Source organism: Herbaspirillum sp. meg3, from assembly GCF_002257565.1.
Taxonomy (GTDB): Bacteria; Pseudomonadota; Gammaproteobacteria; order Burkholderiales; family Burkholderiaceae_D; genus Herbaspirillum.
Genome location: NZ_CP022736.1, coordinates 2,690,816 through 2,708,948 on the forward strand (window position 1 = coordinate 2,690,816; position 18,133 = coordinate 2,708,948).

General features: G+C 58.3%; 16 protein-coding genes. 11 read left to right on the forward strand and 5 right to left on the reverse strand.

All coding sequences use genetic code 11. The annotated features are described in order from the left end of the window. The first annotated feature begins 339 nt into the window (after positions 1-339). Positions 340-1,170: a VOC family protein gene (locus tag hmeg3_RS11985; protein ID WP_094563913.1), complete on the forward strand. Its 831-nt coding sequence runs from the start codon at positions 340-342 to the stop codon at positions 1,168-1,170. A gap of 154 nt (positions 1,171-1,324) precedes the next feature. Here hmeg3_RS11985 and hmeg3_RS11990 read toward each other — a convergent pair whose 3' ends face one another. Together hmeg3_RS11990 and aspT are read right to left on the reverse strand one after the other, a co-directional pair. Then, the gene (locus tag hmeg3_RS11990; RefSeq protein ID WP_094563914.1) at positions 1,325-2,980 is read right to left on the reverse strand and encodes a bifunctional aspartate transaminase/aspartate 4-decarboxylase; all 1,656 of its coding nucleotides are present in this window, start codon (positions 2,978-2,980) and stop codon (positions 1,325-1,327) included. Between the two features lie 89 nt (positions 2,981-3,069). After that, a complete protein-coding gene (gene aspT, locus hmeg3_RS11995) occupies positions 3,070-4,758 on the reverse strand; it encodes an aspartate-alanine antiporter (protein WP_094563915.1) in 1,689 nt (562 codons plus the stop codon). Between aspT and hmeg3_RS24715 the strand changes: the two genes are divergently transcribed. Further along, entirely contained in the window at positions 4,757-4,933 is a 177-nt protein-coding gene (locus hmeg3_RS24715; RefSeq protein ID WP_157739262.1) for a hypothetical protein, read from the forward strand. The two genes, aspT and hmeg3_RS24715, sit on opposite strands and share 2 nt — an antisense overlap. Before the next feature lie 353 nt (positions 4,934-5,286). Here hmeg3_RS24715 and hmeg3_RS12000 read toward each other — a convergent pair whose 3' ends face one another. Beyond that, entirely contained in the window at positions 5,287-6,843 is a 1,557-nt protein-coding gene (locus hmeg3_RS12000; RefSeq protein ID WP_094563916.1) for a PLP-dependent aminotransferase family protein, read from the reverse strand. 261 nt (positions 6,844-7,104) lie between these two features. Here hmeg3_RS12000 and gabT point away from each other — a divergent pair, with 261 nt between their 5' ends. The 7 genes from gabT to hmeg3_RS12035 all read left to right on the forward strand — a co-directional run bounded on the left by gabT (position 7,105) and on the right by hmeg3_RS12035 (position 15,480). Continuing rightward, positions 7,105-8,328 carry a 4-aminobutyrate--2-oxoglutarate transaminase gene (gabT, locus tag hmeg3_RS12005; RefSeq protein WP_232512000.1) on the forward strand — a complete coding sequence of 408 codons (1,224 nt, stop codon included), beginning with the start codon at positions 7,105-7,107 and terminating at the stop codon, positions 8,326-8,328. Positions 8,329-8,377: 49 nt separating this feature from the next. Further along, positions 8,378-9,505: an ABC transporter ATP-binding protein gene (locus tag hmeg3_RS12010; RefSeq protein ID WP_232511976.1), complete on the forward strand. Its 1,128-nt coding sequence runs from the start codon at positions 8,378-8,380 to the stop codon at positions 9,503-9,505. Positions 9,506-9,557: 52 nt separating this feature from the next. Continuing rightward, positions 9,558-10,604 (forward strand): ABC transporter substrate-binding protein, encoded by a 1,047-nt coding sequence (locus hmeg3_RS12015; RefSeq protein WP_094563918.1) that lies wholly within the window; start codon positions 9,558-9,560, stop codon positions 10,602-10,604. Positions 10,605-10,803: 199 nt separating this feature from the next. Next, complete coding sequence (locus hmeg3_RS12020; RefSeq protein WP_369828885.1) at positions 10,804-12,105, forward strand: ABC transporter permease; 1,302 nt, start codon at positions 10,804-10,806, stop codon at positions 12,103-12,105. Between the two features lie 68 nt (positions 12,106-12,173). Further along, the gene (locus tag hmeg3_RS12025) at positions 12,174-13,034 is read left to right on the forward strand and encodes an ABC transporter permease (RefSeq protein WP_198361831.1); all 861 of its coding nucleotides are present in this window, start codon (positions 12,174-12,176) and stop codon (positions 13,032-13,034) included. Positions 13,035-13,045: 11 nt separating this feature from the next. Next, complete coding sequence (gene gabD / locus hmeg3_RS12030) at positions 13,046-14,509, forward strand: NADP-dependent succinate-semialdehyde dehydrogenase (RefSeq protein ID WP_094563920.1); 1,464 nt, start codon at positions 13,046-13,048, stop codon at positions 14,507-14,509. A 110-nt stretch (positions 14,510-14,619) separates the two neighbouring features. Further along, positions 14,620-15,480: an AraC family transcriptional regulator gene (locus tag hmeg3_RS12035; RefSeq protein ID WP_094563921.1), complete on the forward strand. Its 861-nt coding sequence runs from the start codon at positions 14,620-14,622 to the stop codon at positions 15,478-15,480. 9 nt (positions 15,481-15,489) lie between these two features. On the opposite strand, the gene hmeg3_RS12040 is transcribed toward hmeg3_RS12035, so the two are convergent. Beyond that, a complete protein-coding gene (locus hmeg3_RS12040; RefSeq protein WP_232511977.1) occupies positions 15,490-15,927 on the reverse strand; it encodes a DUF2000 domain-containing protein in 438 nt (145 codons plus the stop codon). A gap of 65 nt (positions 15,928-15,992) precedes the next feature. Next, positions 15,993-16,637: a DNA-3-methyladenine glycosylase I gene (locus hmeg3_RS12045; protein ID WP_094563923.1), complete on the reverse strand. Its 645-nt coding sequence runs from the start codon at positions 16,635-16,637 to the stop codon at positions 15,993-15,995. Between the two features lie 199 nt (positions 16,638-16,836). Here hmeg3_RS12045 and hmeg3_RS12050 point away from each other — a divergent pair, with 199 nt between their 5' ends. Both hmeg3_RS12050 and hmeg3_RS12055 read left to right on the forward strand, forming a co-directional pair. Then, positions 16,837-17,352, forward strand: coding sequence for a sigma-70 family RNA polymerase sigma factor (locus hmeg3_RS12050; protein ID WP_094563924.1), 516 nt, complete (start codon positions 16,837-16,839; stop codon positions 17,350-17,352). Beyond that, positions 17,349-18,116, forward strand: a complete 768-nt coding sequence (locus hmeg3_RS12055; protein WP_094563925.1) for an anti-sigma factor — start codon at positions 17,349-17,351, stop codon at positions 18,114-18,116. The genes hmeg3_RS12050 and hmeg3_RS12055 overlap by 4 nt, the downstream gene beginning before the upstream one ends. Positions 18,117-18,133: the final 17 nt, after the last annotated feature.

Genomic DNA, 18,133 nt, shown 5'->3' on the forward strand with positions numbered 1-18,133 from the left:
GACGCTCCAGTAATTCGGTATAGGTATGGCGATGTGCAGCATAGCAGCTGCAGGCTGCCGCCTGCGGTCCGGCACGATCAAGGATGACAAGGTTTTCCCGTTGATATTTAATCAACCCGGTACGCTGCAAAGCGCTGGCCGATCAGATGAAAACGCAGGCACGCGGCTGAAGTCAGTTGTACCATCAATACATACATATAGCGATGCATATTGCGCTGAGGATGCCACCATGGTGGGTGGGCGCCTGAGCTTAGCGCCGTCAGATCGAAATCGCTGCCCTGCTCTGAGGTACACTGCGCTCCACACTATCTTCGCCTCCTGAATCCCATCTCCATCATCATGAGTCTGCACGACACCCCAATACAATCCGCAGCCAGTCAGAATCCGGCTTCACTCGACCATCTGGTTATCAACACTCATTACGACATCGACGCCGCCCAGTCATTATTGGCTGGCCTGGGCTTCACCATCACTCCACGCGGCTATCACACCCTTGGATCAGTCAACCATCTGATCGTGCTTGCCGGCGGGTATCTGGAATTGATCGGCCAACCGCGCGGCAGCGACAAGGTGCGCCAGGAGATCCTGGATAGCCCGGTCGGCATCGATGGTCTGGTTTATGCCGTGGAAGATGTGCAAGCCTGCCACGACGAATGGGGGGCGATGGGGCTGAAGACGACACCGGTTCAGCATTTTTCGCGTCCGGTTGACGTTGACGGCAAGGCGATCGATGCGCGGTTTTCTACGGTCCGGCTGTTGCCCGGACAATTTGCGGCAGGCCGTGTTTATGCTTGCCGTCATCTGACGCCGGAGTTGGTCTGGCGGCCGGAATGGATGGCGCATCCTAATGGCGTGCACGGCATTTCCGGCATGCTGGTAGTGGACAAGAATCCTGCGCTGGCAACGGACGATTATGGCCGCATGGGGCGTTGGGGCACCGATTTCTCGCTGGAGTTCACGGATACGGATAGTTTGCCGGGGCGATTTGGTGAACTCGCCGGGTATGCTCCGCAGCGCGAGGCGTTTTTTGCAGCGATCCGTTTTTGTGGCGGTGATCGCAAGGATATCGCCGACCGGGCGCGATCGCTTGGGTTGCCGATGCGAGAAGATGCCGGCAGGCTTACGCTGGCACTGCCGGCGTTTCAGGTCTTGCTTGAATTCGCTGGATAATACGCGCCGTCAGTCATCTACATGGCTATCCGGAGGCTGACAAAAAACGATCCGCCCGAACTGCTGTCGACGACATCACCTTGCGTGTCGCCATAACGCAAGAAGCCCGGCATGCACCGGGCTTCCTGTCATTTCATCCAGTGTCAGACCAATGCTATTTTTTGGCTTTGACCGTCTTGGCGGGTTTTACTGCCTTCTCTCCCTTCGCGGTTTTGCTTTTAGCGCCACCCTTCTCTTTCTCAAATATCGCGAAATACTCCGAGGCCATCTTTCTGATCGCGCGGCCGATATTGGCGTAGTCGTATTCGTTGAGATTGGCCAGGGAGACGCGGCCGGATGGATGTGTCGCGCCAAAGCCTTTGCCAGGCAGCAGGATCACGCCGGTTTCTTCCGCCAGGCGGAACAATGCTTCGTTGGGTTTCATCCGCTTGAGCAACCACTTGGAAAATTCTTCGCCATGCATTTGCGCGGCCAGCAATTCCATGTCGAGCAGATGGTAGTAACGCACGGAGTTGGCGTCGTACGGCATGGGCAGACCCAGCTCCCGGTAGAGCGCTTCTTTGCGGCGCAGGACGATGCGCTTCATTGCGGCCTTGTAAGTGCCGGCCTCGTCCATCAGCGAGAACAGCGAGAACAGGCTCATCTGCGCCTGCACCGGCGTCGACAGACCCGCCGTGTGATTCAGCGCCACGGTGCGGCTGTCGGCAACAAGTCGATCGATGAATTTGATCGTCCGTGGCGCCGTGGTGATGGAGCTGTAGCGCTCGTCGAGCTGGAGAGCTGTTTTCTCAGGAAGTTGGGAGATCAGTTCGTCGATGACGTTGTGTTTGTGCGTGGCGACCACGCCCATGCGCCAACCGGTCGCGCCGAAGTACTTGGAGAACGAATACACCAGGATCGTGTTGTACGGGCAGATCGCAAACAGCGAGGTGAAGTTGTCGGCGAAGGTGGCGTAGACGTCGTCGGTGAGGATGATCAGGTCGGGACGTTGTTTAACGATCTCGGCGATATAAGCCAGCGTCTTGTCGTCGATCTTGACCGATGGCGGATTACTCGGGTTGACCAGGAAGAAAGCCTTGACCTTGGGATCGAGGAGCTTGTCGAGTTCTTTCTTGGTGTATTGCCAGTTGTTGGATTGCGGCGCGTCAATCACCAGCTCAACCAGGTTGAATTCGGACAGGTGCGGAATCTCGATGTAGGGCGTGAAGATCGGCATGCCGAGGGCAATCGTGTCGCCTTCCTTGATGACGTGATTGGCCTTGAGACTGCCGAACAGATAGGTCATCGCGGCGGTACCGCCTTCCACCGCGTACATGTCGAAGTGGCCGACGAAAGGATGCGTGCCGATCATTTCCTTGTGCAGGTAATTGCCGACGATGCGTTCGGTCATGCGCAGCATACGGTCCGGCACGGGATAGTTGCAGCCGAGGATGGCTTCACACATCTCATAGATGAAGTCGCCGGCCGACATGCCGAGCTGATCGCGCACGTAGGACACGGCGGCTTCAATGAAGCGGATGCCGGGCACGCCGGCGTGGTTTTTGGCAAACAGTTCGAAGCGAGCCTCGATACCTTCGCGTTTTGGGAAACCGCCGACGCCGTCCATATAGATATAGGAGCGCTCAGCTTCGGACATGGCGAACAGACCGAACTGGAAGAAGCCATGACGTGGCGTGGTGGCGAGAAAATTGGGATTGCCGCGGCCGGCGTTGAGCATGAGCTTATTGCTTTGCAGCGCGGTTTGTATCAACGCGTCTTTGAGTTCGAATGGGCTCAACAGGGAAAGCTTTGCTGGGTCGCTAAAATCCATGGTGCTGCTCCTTTTTTAAAACGATGCCCTGTGTCAGCGGCGAAAATAGGTGTGAAATCGAAAAATGTAAAACCGGTAGCTTTGTTCGCTTACACCAGCGCCACAATCAGCGGCCCCAGCAAGGTCAGGAAGACATTGGCCAGCGCGTAAGTGATGGCGAAGGGAACGGTCGGGATGGCGTTCTCGGCCTTGTCGAGGACTTCGCCGAAGGCTGGATTGGCGCTGCGCGAGCCACTGAGCGCACCGGCGAATACGGCTGTGTTTTCATAACGCAGGATGTAGCGTCCAATCAGCATCGTCAGAACCAGCGGCAAGATGGTGACAACCACGCCGATACCGAACAAGGTCAATCCCTGCGCCTTGACGGTTTGCACGGCCTGCAAGCCGGACGACAAACCGACCACGACGACAAAGCCGGCCAGACCAAGATCCTTGAGAATCTGTACCGCCGCTGTCGGCATCGCGCCGAAGGTCTGTCGTTTTGCCCGCAGCCAGCCGAACAGCAAACCAGACAACAATGCCCCGCCACCGCTGCCAAGCGTCAACGGAATCGAGCCGACGCGCGCCGTCAGCAAGCCGACCAGCAGGCCCACGACCAGACCGGCGCCGAGATAGACAAAGTCGGTTTTTGCACTCGGTACGAGGGCGTAGCCGATCAGCGAAGAAACGCGTTTGACGTCTTGCTCGGCCCCGAACACCGACACCACGTCGCCAATCTGGACGACGGTTTTCTCCTGCAGCGGCAATACCTTGCCCATGCGCGTGAGCTGCACGACATAGATGCCATGCTTTACCTGCAATGCGGTGTTGATACGGATGTCGCCAACAGTGCGGTTGTGATACTCCTTATTGGAGAGCACGACATCGCGGCGTTCCACGGTCAGCTCCATGCCTTCAATGCCGTACAGCTCTTTGCTGAAAATCGGCTCCACATTGATCATTGCCTGGCGGCGGCCGACGGCAAGTACGATGTCACCCGCTTCCAATGGCAACTCGGGCGCAACCTCGATGATCTTGCCGCCGCGCTTGAGGCGTTCGATGGTGATGCCGTGGGCGGCGTGTTCTTTTTCCAGCTGCTCGATGGTGAGATTGGTGTGGTCACCGATCTGATAAATCCGTCCGATCAGATCAGGCGCAGCTTCTTGCTGGCCCGGTGCGAGTACTTGCACACCCGATTGCATGGCGGCTTCGGCGCGTACGGCATCTTCTTTGATGCTGCGCCCCATCAGCCTGGGCAGCAGATTCACGCACACCAGAATCGCGCCGAACGAGCCGAACACATAGGTCACGGCATAGCCGACGGCGACGTTGCCTTGCAGGCGTTTAACTTCATCGGCAGCAAGTCCGAGTTTGGCAATGGCGTCACCGGCGGTACCGATGATGGCCGACTGCGTCAGACCTCCGGCGGCGACACCGGCAGCCAGCCCTTTGTCGAGACCGAACAGTTTTGCCATGATGACCACCGTCGCCAGGCCGGTGATGGCCAGCACGGCGGCGAGGATGATTTCACGTATCGACTGCTTGCCCAGCGAGTTGAAAAATTGCGGTCCGCTTTCATAGCCGACTGCGTAGATGAAGAGCGCAAACAGCACCGACTTCACGCCGGGATCGACACTCACGCCGACCTGGCTGACCAGCACGGCGACCAGCAGCGAACCTGCTACGCCGCCGAGTTGAAATTTTCCGAACTGGATCTTGCCGACGTAATAGCCGACGGCAAGGGATAGAAATAAGGCAATCTCGGGAGAGCGTGCAAACAAATGGTGTAGCCATTCCATGGTTACTGCCTTTCAAGGAAGAGATGTTGTTTTTGAAAATGGGATGGAAAAGGTAATAAACGCGGAGATAAGTGTGGAGATAAACCGCGGCGCGGCGAACAGCGCCGGCGGCGGGAAGAAACTGTGGAAAAACGGTGCTGAGCAGCGTTGGATGGCTTGCTTGCGACAGGCGTAATGAAGGCAGAAAAAACTGCAACTGCATTAAGCATAGGCGCCCCATAACAAGATTTAAATCGTGCGATGCGGGCCGGTTGATATGCCGGGCTTGCATCGATGTATCGATTTGCAGTGGTGATGTGTTCTTACTTGGCTAGCGCAGAATGTGTTATCGGATGACCTCTCCTGAAGTCATCCGGATATTGCCGCCTGGCTATATGAAGTGGCTAGGATGCGCGTATAAAAGATGGGCGTCAATGCGCTAGATCATAAGAACGATAGAAAAACATACCTCCTTCCGGGCATGTTTTTAAGGCGATGTTTTGAGAACCCGCCGGCGAGATATCAATTGCTTGTTTGATGAGTAACTTATCAGGCAAACGTCTTCTGCGGGCGCTGCTGCTCGGCGGGTGATCCTGTTTGAGAAACATGCCGCCGGATTACTTTCGCCAAGGTGTCGAAGGCAGGTCCGATAGCCTCATCCGGCACGCTCGCATAACCAAGCAAGAGTCCGCTTCGCGCGGTCTTGGGCGACATGTAATAGGTCGACAGCGGACGGACGATGATGCCGTCTTTTCGCGCGTCTTCGCAGACCAGCTTGTCATTGCACTCGGGTGGCAGCGACACCGTGAGATGAAGGCCGGCCTCACCGCCGGTGATGTTCATCTCGTCGCCGAAGTTGCGATGGATGGCTTGCTGCAGCAACTGCAATCGCTCGGCGTACAGCACCCGCATCTTGCGGATGTGCGAGGAAAAATGGCCTTCGGCCATGAAGTCGGCGAGTGTCGCTTGCAGGAAGACTTGTCCTGACCGGTACAGCTCGGCCATGCCTGTGCTGAAGGCCGGTGCCAGGGCTTCCGGCACGACAAGAAAACCGATGCGCAGACCGGGAAACATGATCTTGCTGAAAGTCCCCATGTACAGCACCCGGTTGTGCGTATCCATGCCTTGCAGCGATGCCAGTGGACGGCCGCCGTAGCGGAACTCGCTGTCGTAATCGTCTTCGATGACCCACACCTTGTGAGCTGCAGCATATTCAAGCAGCATGCGGCGGCGTGACAAGCTCATGACCATGCCGAGCGGATATTGATGCGACGGCGTCGTGCAGATAAAACGTGGCGGACGGCGCAGATTGGCGAGACGCATACGCATGCCTTCCTGATCGACCGGGATCGGCACGGATTCAATCCCCAGCGAACTCAATACACTGCGCGTGCCCCAGTAGCAGGGATCTTCGATCCAGGCCGAGTCGCCGTGCTCACCGAGCAGTTTGACGACGGTATCAAGAGACTGGTGGATGCCTGTGGTGATCAACACCTGGCTGGCATTGCAATTGACCGAACGGGAGATGCGCAGGTATTCGGCGATGGCCTCACGCAGCGGGCCGTAACCTGCACCGGGGCCATAGGTCAGCATTTCCGCCTGCGAACGGCGCCAGTGTTTGTTTTGCAAGCGGCTCCAGACTTTGCTGGGGAATTGCGTCACGTCGGGAATGCCGGGCATGAAGGCGCCCCACTGCTTGTCGCTCACACCGGCCTGCCGCGTCAGCATGGCGCCGCGCGCGGAGAGTTCAGATTTTCCGGAAGGATCGGTGAGCGGCACATTGCGCTCGACCGTTTCCGGAATCTGGTCAGGCGCGGTATCGGCGACGAAGGTGCCTGCACCTGCGCGGCTTTCGAGATACCCCTCGGCCAGCAATTGTTCGTAAGCGTAGGTGACCGTGTTGCGAGACATGCCAAGCTCACCGGCGAGATCGCGCGAGGATGGCAATTGCAAACCGGCAGGCAAGGTCTGAGCGAGGATCGCTTCGCGGATCAACTGATAGATCTGACGATTGACCGGGGCGCGCGGAATGCGAGCACTTCCCGAACCTGAAGAAGCGCGATTGACGCGTAGCAGCAAATAATCCGACAAGGAGACGATGCGCAAAGTGGCCCCATCAAATATTTAGAATTGGCTCTATATTACAGGTCCATTGCAGATTTAGTATTGCTTCAACGTAGTTTTCTTTCAGTTTCTTCAAAGCGGATACCGGAGCAAGCAATGACATCCAATGCACTCAAGAGCGTCGCACCTGTAGCAGCAGTGGCAGCAGTGACCTCCGTCACACAAGTTACTTCGGCCAAGGCCGCCTCCAATAGCGAACTGCAGGCTCGCAAGAACGCCGCCACGCCACGCGGCGTCGGTGTGATGTGCGACTTTTACGCTGATCGTGCCCTCAATGCCGAGCTGTGGGATGTCGAAGGCCGCCGTTATATCGACTTCGCCGCCGGCATCGCCGTATTGAATACCGGTCATCGCCATCCCAAGCTGATGCAAGCGATCAGCGCCCAGATGGAGCGTTTCACCCATACCGCCTATCAGATCGTCCCGTATGCGAGCTATGTCGAGTTGGCAGAACGTATCAACGCCATCACGCCCGGCGAGCACGCCAAGAAGACCGCGCTGTTCAGCACCGGCGCAGAGGCAGTGGAAAACGCCATCAAGATTGCCCGCGCGGCCACCGGGCGCGCCGCCGTCATCGCCTTCTCGGGGGCTTTCCACGGGCGCACGATGATGGGCATGGCGCTGACCGGCAAGGTTGCGCCTTACAAACTGGGTTTCGGTCCTTTCCCCGGCGAGGTGTATCACGCGCCCTTCCCTACGGCGCTGCATGGCGTGAGCACTGATGATGCGCTGGCGGCAGTCAACGGCTTGTTCAAAAGCGACGTCGATCCGAAGCGTGTGGCGGCCATCATTATTGAACCGGTGCAAGGCGAAGGCGGCTTCTATGCCGCGCCGGTAGAGTTCATGCGCGGTTTGCGCAAAATCTGCGACGAGCACGGCATCCTGCTGATTGCCGATGAAGTGCAAACCGGTTTTGCGCGTACCGGTAAATTATTTGCAATGGAACATTACGACGTCCTGCCTGACCTGATGACGATGGCCAAGAGTCTGGCAGGTGGTATGCCGCTGGCGGCCGTCTGCGGCCGTGCCGAGGTGATGGATGCACCGGCGCCAGGCGGTCTGGGCGGCACATACGCCGGCAACCCCTTGGCGGTCGCCTCGGCCCTGGCGGTGCTGGATGTCATTGCGGAAGAAAGCCTGGTGGTGCGCGGTGCGCGCCTGGGTTCTGCGCTGAAGGATTTCCTGATCGGCCTGGGCGCCAACACGCCAGCCATCGGTGAAGTACGTGGCCTTGGCGCGATGGTCGCGGTGGAATTCGTCGAACCCGGCACCGACAAGCCGGATGCGGAATTCGCCAAGCGCGTGCAGGGCAATGCCTTGAAAAGCGGTTTGCTGCTGCTGACCTGCGGCAGCTACGGCAATGTGATTCGCTTCTTGTTTCCGCTGACGATTCCGGATACCGTCATGGACGAAGCGCTGGTCATTCTGGAGAAGGCGATCCTCGACGCACACATCGCCAACGCCTGAGCCCGCATTCATTTCAGCTTTGATTTCCAGATACCCCGAAAGAGCAAGCATGAGACCAAATGCGATGGAGATAGCGCCGGAGCAAGTGAAGCCGGCCGACACGCTGGTGCAGTTCTGCGGCGTGAAAAAGACCTACGACGGTGAAAACCTGATCGTCAAGAACCTCGATCTGGAAATTCGCCGCGGCGAGTTCCTGACCTTGCTGGGGCCGTCCGGTTCGGGCAAGACAACCTGCCTGATGATGCTGGCCGGCTTCGAGTACCCGACCAGCGGCGAGATCCGGCTGGACGGGCAACTGCTTAATCGCGTGCCGCCGCACAAGCGCAACATCGGCATGGTGTTCCAGAACTATGCGCTGTTCCCGCACATGACGATTGCGCAGAACGTCGCCTATCCGCTGTCGGTGCGCAAGATGGATAGTGTGACGCGTGCCGCCAAGGTCAAGCAGGCGCTGGACATGGTGCAGATGGGCAAGTTCGGTGATCGCTATCCGACGCAGTTATCCGGCGGCCAGCAGCAGCGCGTGGCGCTGGCGCGCACCTTGGTGTTCGATCCGCAACTGGTGCTCATGGATGAGCCGCTGGGAGCACTCGACAAGCAACTGCGCGAGCACATGCAGCTGGAATTGAAGGCGCTGCACAAGCGGCTCGGGGTGACCTTCGTCTATGTCACGCACGACCAGAGCGAAGCGCTGACCATGTCGGATCGCGTCGCCGTGTTCGACCAGGGTGTGATCCAGCAACTGGCACCGGTGGAAGACCTGTACGAATTCCCTGAAAACCAGTTCGTGGCCAGTTTCATCGGTGATAACAATCGCTTCAAGGCCAGTGTTGAAGCCATCGATGGCGAACGCTGCACGATCCGCCTGCCGGACGGCGCAACACTCTCCGGTCTGAACGTACATCGTGCGCAGACAGGACAAAACGTGGTCGCCTGTGTGCGTCCGGAGCGCATCCGGTTACAGCCTTTGTCGATGCAGGATGGCACCAATCTCATCAAGGCCAGCGTTGCCGGCCTGATCTATTTCGGCGACCACGTACGTGTGCGCTGTGTCGTCAGCGGGCAGGACGATTGTTTCGTCAAGCTGTCGCTGAGCGACCCGGCGCTGGCCGATCTCGCCGAAGGCAGCAACGTCGGGCTGCTGATCGCGCCGGAACGCCTGCGCGTATTTGCCTGATCTTTTTCGTCTTTCATTTTCATCACCAAGAACCACAACCAAAGAGGAACACATGAAACGCCCTACTCTCGCTCTGCTCTCTCCGCTCGCTTTAGGTTTGTTGTTTTCGGCCGGTCTCAGCCAGGCGGCTGAACTGACCGTGGTCAATTTTGGCGGCGCCAATGCCAATGCGCAGAAGGTCGCCTATGTGGAACCGTTTCAAAAAAGCACCGGCACCAAGGTGGTCACCGCCGAATTTAACGGTGAACTGGCCAAGGTCAAGGCCATGGTCGAAGCCAAGAAAGTTACCTGGGATGTGGTGGAAATCGACGGCGGTGATCTGGCGCGCGCCTGTGAAGACGGCCTGATCGAAAAACTCGATCTGATCAAGACAATCAAGAAAGACGATTACATTCCTGAGTCGCTTAATAGCGAATGCGGCATGGGCGCCTTCGTCTGGTCGACCGTCCTGGCGTACAACGGCGACAAGCTCAAGACTGCACCTCAAGGCTGGGCGGATTTCTGGGATACCAAGAAATTCCCTGGCAAACGCGCCATGAAGAAAGGCGCCCAGTACACGCTGGAGTTCGCTCTGATGGCTGACGGCGTACCGACCAAGGATGTCTACAAGGTACTGAGCGCCAAGGGCGGCGTGGATCGCGCGTTCAAGAAGCTCGATCAGCTTAAGCCGAACATTCAATGGTGGGAGGCAGGTGCGTTGCCGGCACAGTTCCTGGTGTCTGGGGACGTCGTGATGTCGACCGCTTTCAACGGCCGTATCGACGCCGCACAGCGTGAAGGCAAGAACCTCAAGGTAGTCTGGGCCGGCAGCGTTTATACACTGGATTACTGGGTGATTCCTAAGGGTTCGCCGAACAAGGCGCTGGGCGAGAAGTTCATCATCTTCGCAACCAACGCGGAGAACCAAAAGGTCTATGCCAACAATATTGCTTACGGCCCGGTCAACAAGAACACGCTGAAGCTGCTGGACGCGAAGACGCTGGCGAATTTGCCGACGTCGACCGCCAATGCGAAGGATGCAATCCAGTTGAGCCAGCAATTCTGGACCGACCACGGTGAAGAACTGGAACAACGCTTTGCTGCATGGGTTGCCAAATAAGGCAACGCTGGATCAATAAAGCTTTTCACCAGCTAGTCACCTAGCAAGGATGCCGCAGGCAGCAGTTGCAGTGTAGCGCTCTTAGCCCGCTATCAGACTGTTCTCCGACCGTTGTTTGCGCATCCGATTATCTATTGTCAGGCAGCATTCAGAATCAAGAGTCACGATGAATACTCTCGCCACCAGTTCCAGCGCAGTCATGCCCATCGCCACCGAAGTCGACGCGAAAAAGCCGGCCTCTGCCGACCCGACGCCACAGCAGCTCAAGCGCGATTTGCGCTTGGCGGAAACACGCAAGCGTCTTGGCGCACTGATACTGATTGCGCCGCTGGCAATCTTTCTGATGATGACCTTTGTCGCACCGATCGTCATGTTGCTGGTGCGAGCGGTCGAGAACCCTGAGATCGCCTCGACGCTGCCCAAAACGGTCGCCGCATTGGCCAAATGGGATCGCAAGAGCCCGCCGCCGGATCAGGCTTATGCCGCGATGGCGGCCGATTTGCTCAAGGCAAAACAAGACAGCACCGCCGGGCCTCTGGCGCGGCGCATCAATACCGAACTCTCCGGCGCGCGTTCGCTGGTCATGGGGACTGCGCGCGCTTTGCCGCTGCACGATACCGACGGCAACGAGTTGCAGCCGTCACAACCCTCGCAGGCCGCCCAGATCAGGGAAGCAATGATCGCGCTCAATCCGCAATGGGCTGAGCTCGATAGCTGGCAAGTGATCGCTCGCAACGGTTCGATCTATTCCCCCTATTACCTGCTGGCATCGCTGGACCTGAAGCAGAACGCCGTCGGCGATATCATCCAGTCCGATCCGGAAGCCTCCATCTACCGCTCCATCTTCGGCCGCACGCTGTGGATGAGCGCGATGGTGACCCTGTTCACGCTGCTGCTGGCGTATCCGCTGGCTTATTGGTTGTCAACCATGTCAGAACGCCGCGCCAATCTGCTGATGATCCTGGTGCTGATTCCGTTCTGGACCTCGATTCTGGTGCGTGTCGCCGCCTGGATCGTGCTGCTGCAATCGGAGGGGCTGGTCAATTCTGCGCTGATGCTGAGCGGGCTGACGCAGGCGCCGCTGGAGCTGGTGTTCAATCGTGTCGGCGTGTACATCTCAATGACCCATATCCTGTTACCGTTCATGATCCTGCCGCTCTACAGCGTCATGAAGTCGGTGCCGCCGACCTATCTCAAGGCCGCTATCTCGCTGGGCAGCCATCCATTTGCAGCATTCTGGCGCGTGTATGTGCCGCAAACGTATCCGGGGATCGGTGCGGGCGTGTTGCTGGTGTTCATCATGGCGGGCGGCTATTACATTACGCCGGCGCTGCTGGGCGGCCCGAACGAACAGATGGTGAGCTACTTCATTGCGTATTTCATCAACACCACGATCAACTGGGGCATGGCGTGTGCACTGGGCGGCTTGCTGCTGACCGGAACGCTGATCCTGTATGGCGTATATCGCCGTTTCGCCAAGATCGATGTCGGCATTGCCTAGACCATCTTGTCACATTGTCATGCAACTTAACGTGTTCAACAACATCACACCGGTTATCGGATAACGCCATGATCAAGATGCCTTCGCTGTCGTTCTCAACATTCCTGCCGGATTTCCCGCCCTACATGTCGTTGCCGGAGCGTGCGTGGTTCTTCGTCTCGCGCAGCCTGAATGTGTTGATTCTGGTATTCCTGATCCTGCCGATACTGGTGATGATTCCGCTGTCGTTCAGCGACAGCAGCTTCCTGATGTATCCGATCAAGGGTTTCTCGCTGCGCTGGTATCAGAACCTGTTTGAGTCCGACGAGTGGATGCGCGCTGCGCGCAACAGCTTTATCGTCGCCCCCGCCGCCACCGTGATTGCGACTGTGCTCGGTACGCTGGCCGCGGTTGGCCTCAACAAAGCCGACTTTCGCGGCAAAAGCGTTCTGATGGCGATCCTCATTTCGCCGATGATCGTGCCGGTGGTGGTGGTCGGTGTCGGCGTGTATCTGTTCTTTGCGCAGATCGGTCTGTCGGACGGCTATACCGGCCTGATTCTCGCGCATGCGGCGCTGGGAGCGCCGTTTGTCGTCACCACCGTTCTGGCGACGCTGCAGGGATTCAATCACAATCTGGTGCGGGCCAGCCTGAGCCTTGGCGCCAGCCCGTTGCGCACCTTTTTCCGCATCACCTTGCCGGTGATTGCGCCGGGATTGATCTCGGGCGCACTGTTCGCCTTCACCACCTCATTCGACGAAGTCGTGCTGACGCTGTTCGTTGCCGGCCCTAATCAGGCTACCTTGCCGCGCCAGATGTTCGCCGGCATCAAGGACAACATCAGCCCCACCATCGCCGCGCTGGCGACCATCCTGATCATTTTCTCCACCTGCCTGTTGCTGGTGCTGGAATGGCTGCGTGGCCGCAATAAAGCTGCGGCCAAATTTTAAGGACAAATCCGATGCTGCTATCTGAACATCTTAAAGACCCTACTCTTCTTCGCCAGCAAGCTTATATCAACGGTGCCTGGTGCAATGCCGACAGCGGCGGCACACACGACGTGCACAATCCGGCTACCGGCGACAAGATCGGCACCATCCCTGACATGGGCGTAGCCGAGACGCGCCGCGCCATCGAAGCCGCACAAGCCGCATGGGCCGGCTGGCGCAAAAAGACCGCCAAAGAACGCAGCGTCATCCTGCGCAAATGGAACGATCTCATGCTTGCCAATGCCGACGACCTGGCACTGATCATGACGACCGAGCAAGGTAAACCGCTGGCTGAAGCCAAGGGTGAAATTACCTATGCCGCGTCCTTCATCGAGTGGTTTGGCGAAGAAGCAAAACGGACTTACGGCGATACGATTCCATCCCCATCGCCGACCAGCCGCATCGTCGTCACCAAGGAACCGATCGGTGTCTGTGCGGCGATTACACCGTGGAATTTCCCGGCGGCGATGATCACCCGCAAAGCCGGACCGGCGCTGGCTGCGGGCTGTCCGATGGTGTTGAAACCGGCCGAAGCGACGCCCTTCTCGGCGCTGGCATTGGCGGTACTGGCCGAGCGTGCAGGCGTGCCGGCCGGCGTGTTCAGCGTGGTCACCGGTTCTGCCAAACTGATCGGCGGCGAAATGACCAGCAACCCGATTGTGCGCAAGCTCAGCTTCACCGGCTCGACAGCAATCGGCAAGCTGCTGATGGAACAATGCGCTTCCAGCGTCAAGAAGCTGTCGCTGGAACTCGGTGGCAATGCCCCCTTCATCGTGTTTGACGACGCCGATTTGGATGCCGCCGTCGAAGGTGCGATCGCTTCCAAGTTTCGCAACGCCGGTCAGACCTGCGTCTGCGCCAATCGTATCTACGTTCAGGACGGCGTGTACGATGCCTTCGCTGAAAAACTGGTCGCCGCTGTCGGCAAGCTCAAGGTTGGCAACGGCCTGGAAAACGGCGTCACACAAGGCCCATTGATCGATGAAAAAGCGGTCAAAAAAGTCGAGCAGCACATCGCCGATGCGCGTGACAAAGGCGGTCGCGTGCTGATCGGCGGCAAGCGTCACGCCCTCGGCCACAGCTTTTTCGAGCCGACCGTGATTGCCGACGTGACATCTAAGATGATCATCGCCAAGGAAGAAACCTTTGGCCCGATGGCGCCGCTGTTCCGTTTTAACAGCGATGACGAAGCAATCTCGATGGCCAACGATACCGAATTCGGGCTGGCGGCCTACTTCTATTCCCGCGACATCGGCCGCATCTGGCGCGTCGCGGAAGGTCTGGAAAGCGGCATGGTCGGTATCAATACCGGCTTGATTTCCAACGAAGTCGCCCCGTTCGGCGGCGTCAAGCAATCCGGGCTGGGACGCGAAGGATCGCATTACGGCATCGACGACTATCTGGTCATCAAGTATCTCTGCATGGGCGGTATCTAAACCGCTGTCGCCGAGCTGCCGGAGTTCCTGGCTCGCCGGATGAGGTAAAACCTTTTCGGGTATGCTTTCGGGCGTACCCGATTTTTCTTCGCCCCTACCTCGACTCCGTCATGCGCAACGAAGCTCCCGACATCACACTGTGGCACGCGCCCAATTTACACGCCGAATTGCTGCGCGCACGTTTCGTCGATTTTTCCTACGATGTCCATACTCACGATACCGCCTGCTTTGCTCTGCTGACGCGCGGCGCAATCCGTATCCGGATGCGCGGCACGGAATTCATCGCACGCGCCGGTGATCTCTACGCCATCGACGCGGATCAGCCGCATGCCGGCTGGCCGGTCGACAGCGATGGCTGGCAGCAACGCACCTTGTATGTCGATCTCAACTACTTGCGTTCGCTGGTGCGCGACGAGCAGGTCGTGCACGGCATCTCGGTCGCCGGTCCCTTGATTCGTGACAAGGGCTTGGCCGAGCTGTTTTACGAAATGCATAACTGCTCGCAATTGCAGACATCCGACATAAACTCTGACGCGCCTTCTGCGCTGTACTGCGAAGAGGTTTATCTGAAGTTCGCTGCACGTCTGTTCGACCGCCACGTTCGCGATGCAGAGACGCCCGCCATTGCCGGCAAGGAAAACCGTGCGATCCGGTTGGCGCAGGAATATCTCGACCAGCATCTTGGCCGACAAGTCCATCTGCAAGAGATTGCGGTTGCGGCCGGTTTGCCGGCTTTCCAGTTGTTCCGTGCTTTCGAACGCGCCACCGGCATGACGCCGCATGCTTATCAGCGCCAGGCCCGTGTACGCGTTGCCAAGAGCCTCATTCGTCTCAATCATTCACTGGCGGACGTCAGCGCAGCGACGGGATTCTCTGATCAGGCGCACCTGACGCGCTGGTTCCGCCGCATCATGGGCATCACCCCGGGCGCCTACCGCAATGCTTTTGGCAGCGTCTTGATCGCCCGCTGATATGCCGCACTATTTCAACAGACCGATGTTGGCGACGATGCGGCTGATTGGTTTCTTCTCCCCGATCAGGGCCACGCCGAGATAACCAAGATCGCGGGTCGCCACGTTACCGACTGCATCGCAGAAGGCTTGATAGTCCGTCGTCTCCTGCCCTTGCACGGGAAAATCCACCACATCGCATCCAATCTCCACGCCTTTGGCGCGGATGTTCGTCAGTTCGTCGCGGCTGGCAGCGAGCACGGCAATCCCGATCGGGATCAGGCCTGGATGTGCGCAGCCGTCTGCATCGACAAGCGCAGGCCCTACCAGTTCAGGATGGCGCTGGCCGATGGTCAGCGCGATGACGGCGGCGGCATTGGCGGCTTTGCCGACCGGCAAGGCCGCATCGACAATGATGACGCAGCGTTGCGGGATAGTTTTGGAAAGATCGATTGCGGTGTCAGTCACTTGCAGGTCCTTTTGTTGATAAAGAACCCGCATGGTCGGACAACCCCGCCAGGATGTCTTGAACGCTATTGCACGGGACGCCTGAAGTCCTTGCGTTCTGCCTCGACGCGATCGCGGCAGACACATCCGGTCAGGTGGTCATTGACCAGCCCCATGGCTTGCATGAAGGCGTAGATGGTGGTCGGGCCGACATACGTCCAGCCGCGCTTCTTGAGCGCCTTGGATAGATTGACGGAAGCTTCCGAGGTTGGATTGGCCGTCCAGTAGTCCAGCGTCACGACGTTGGGGCGTTCCTTGGCAGGCGGTTCAAACTGCCAGAACCAGGCCGCCAGCGAGCCGGCTTCGTCTATCAGTTCCAGCGCACGCTGCGCATTGTTGATGGTGGAGACGATCTTGGCGCGATTGCGCACAATACCGGCATCGGCCATCAGGCGGGCGATATCGTCGTCGCCGTAACGGGCCACCCGGTGGAAATCGAAGCCATCGAATGCGGCGCGGAAATTCTCGCGTTTGCGCAGAATGGTGATCCACGCCATGCCGGACTGAAATCCTTCCAGGCAGATTTTTTCGAACAAACGGATATCGTCCGCCACTGGCCTGCCCCACTCGCCGCCGTGATATTCAGGCATGGCGGCATGCCAGGCGCAGTAGACGGTGCCATCGTCTGCTGTCATCAGGCCGGGAATGTTATCAGTGTGTTGTTTTGTCATGATGGCAATTGAGAAAGCCGCAGAGATGCACCGCGTGTAACCCGTTATGATGCGTCAAAGCAAGCCGGCTCGCTTGCCGGATCTTGCTTTTGTATTCCTGAAAAATAATTGCCTCCAGCGGGAATAAGCCTCCGGCCCGTTCGTCTTACTGTGCATGAACGATATCATTACCCGGACACTAAGCGGACGACTGATTGCCATGAGTAAAGATTTCAGCGACGACGATTTGCGTGAACTGCTGCCCCGGTTGCGGCGCTTTGCGCTATCGCTGACGCGCCATGAAAACAGCGCCGACGACCTGGTGCAGTCTTGCCTGGAGCGTGCCTTGTCACGCGCAGACCGCCGCCGTGACGACGGTGATCTGCGCGCCTGGATGTTTCAGATCATGTATCGCCAGTTCCTTGATGGTCAGCGTCGCGCTAAACGCTATGCCGGTTTGTTGTCGCTGTTTGGCCGGACTGAAGAAGACCTCGCTCCCTCGGCCGAAGACGTCGCCATGTCGCGCTCGGCCTTGCAGGATTTCAGCAAACTGCCGGCGGAGCAGCGCGCCTTGCTGCTGCTGGTGTCGGTCGAAGGTCTCAGTTATCAGGAAGTCGCCGACACCATGGATATCCCCATCGGCACTGTCATGTCGCGCCTGTCGCGAGCACGCAAAGCATTGCGCGCGCTCAATGACGGCTTGCCGGCAAATCCCTCTCTGCGGATACTCAAATGAACGCTTTCTCTCCTTCCGAACACGATCTGCACGCCTACGTCGACGGCCAGTTGGACGAAGCGATGCGCCGCCAGATCGATGCTTATCTGGCGAGCCATCCTGATGCCGCTCGTGAGGTCGAGCAACTGCGCATGGATAACCAGCGTTTGCGCGCCTCGCTGGAAAATTTACCTGCCGCACCGATTCCCCCGCGCCTGGATCCCTTCCGTATCCGTCGTGAACTGCGCGCGCGCTCGCAGCGTCGCATGGCGATTGCTGCCTCGCTGGTGTTGACCCTGAGTTTGGGTACGCTGGGTGGCTGGCAATTACGTGACATGTCGATGCGCAAGACCTATCTGCCGATGGCCGATGCCACGCAGGCGTATCGGATGTTTGCGACCAGCGACATGGCGCAAAAGGTAGATATGAAGACCAGCGAACCCGATCAGTTGCAAGGCTGGCTGAACCAGCATTTTGTCCAGGCTGCGCCTATGCCGGATTTCAGCGCCTATGGATTCAAACCGGTGGGCGGTCGCCTGATGGCCAGCGATAAAGGCGCGGCGGCGATGGTGCTGTATCAGAACGATGCCGGGCAAGCCATCGTGTATTACGTCCGGCCGCCGGGCGAGCTGTTCAACTTCGGCACGGGCAATCGCCAGGACGGCAATCTGCTGACGCAATACTGGCGTCAGGGACGCTATTTCTACGCTGTCGTCAGTCCGTCCGACACGCCGTCAACCTTGCCGGTACAAAGGGCCATCGAGCCCAACCGGCCGCAGTCGTGACGTAACTCAGACCTTTT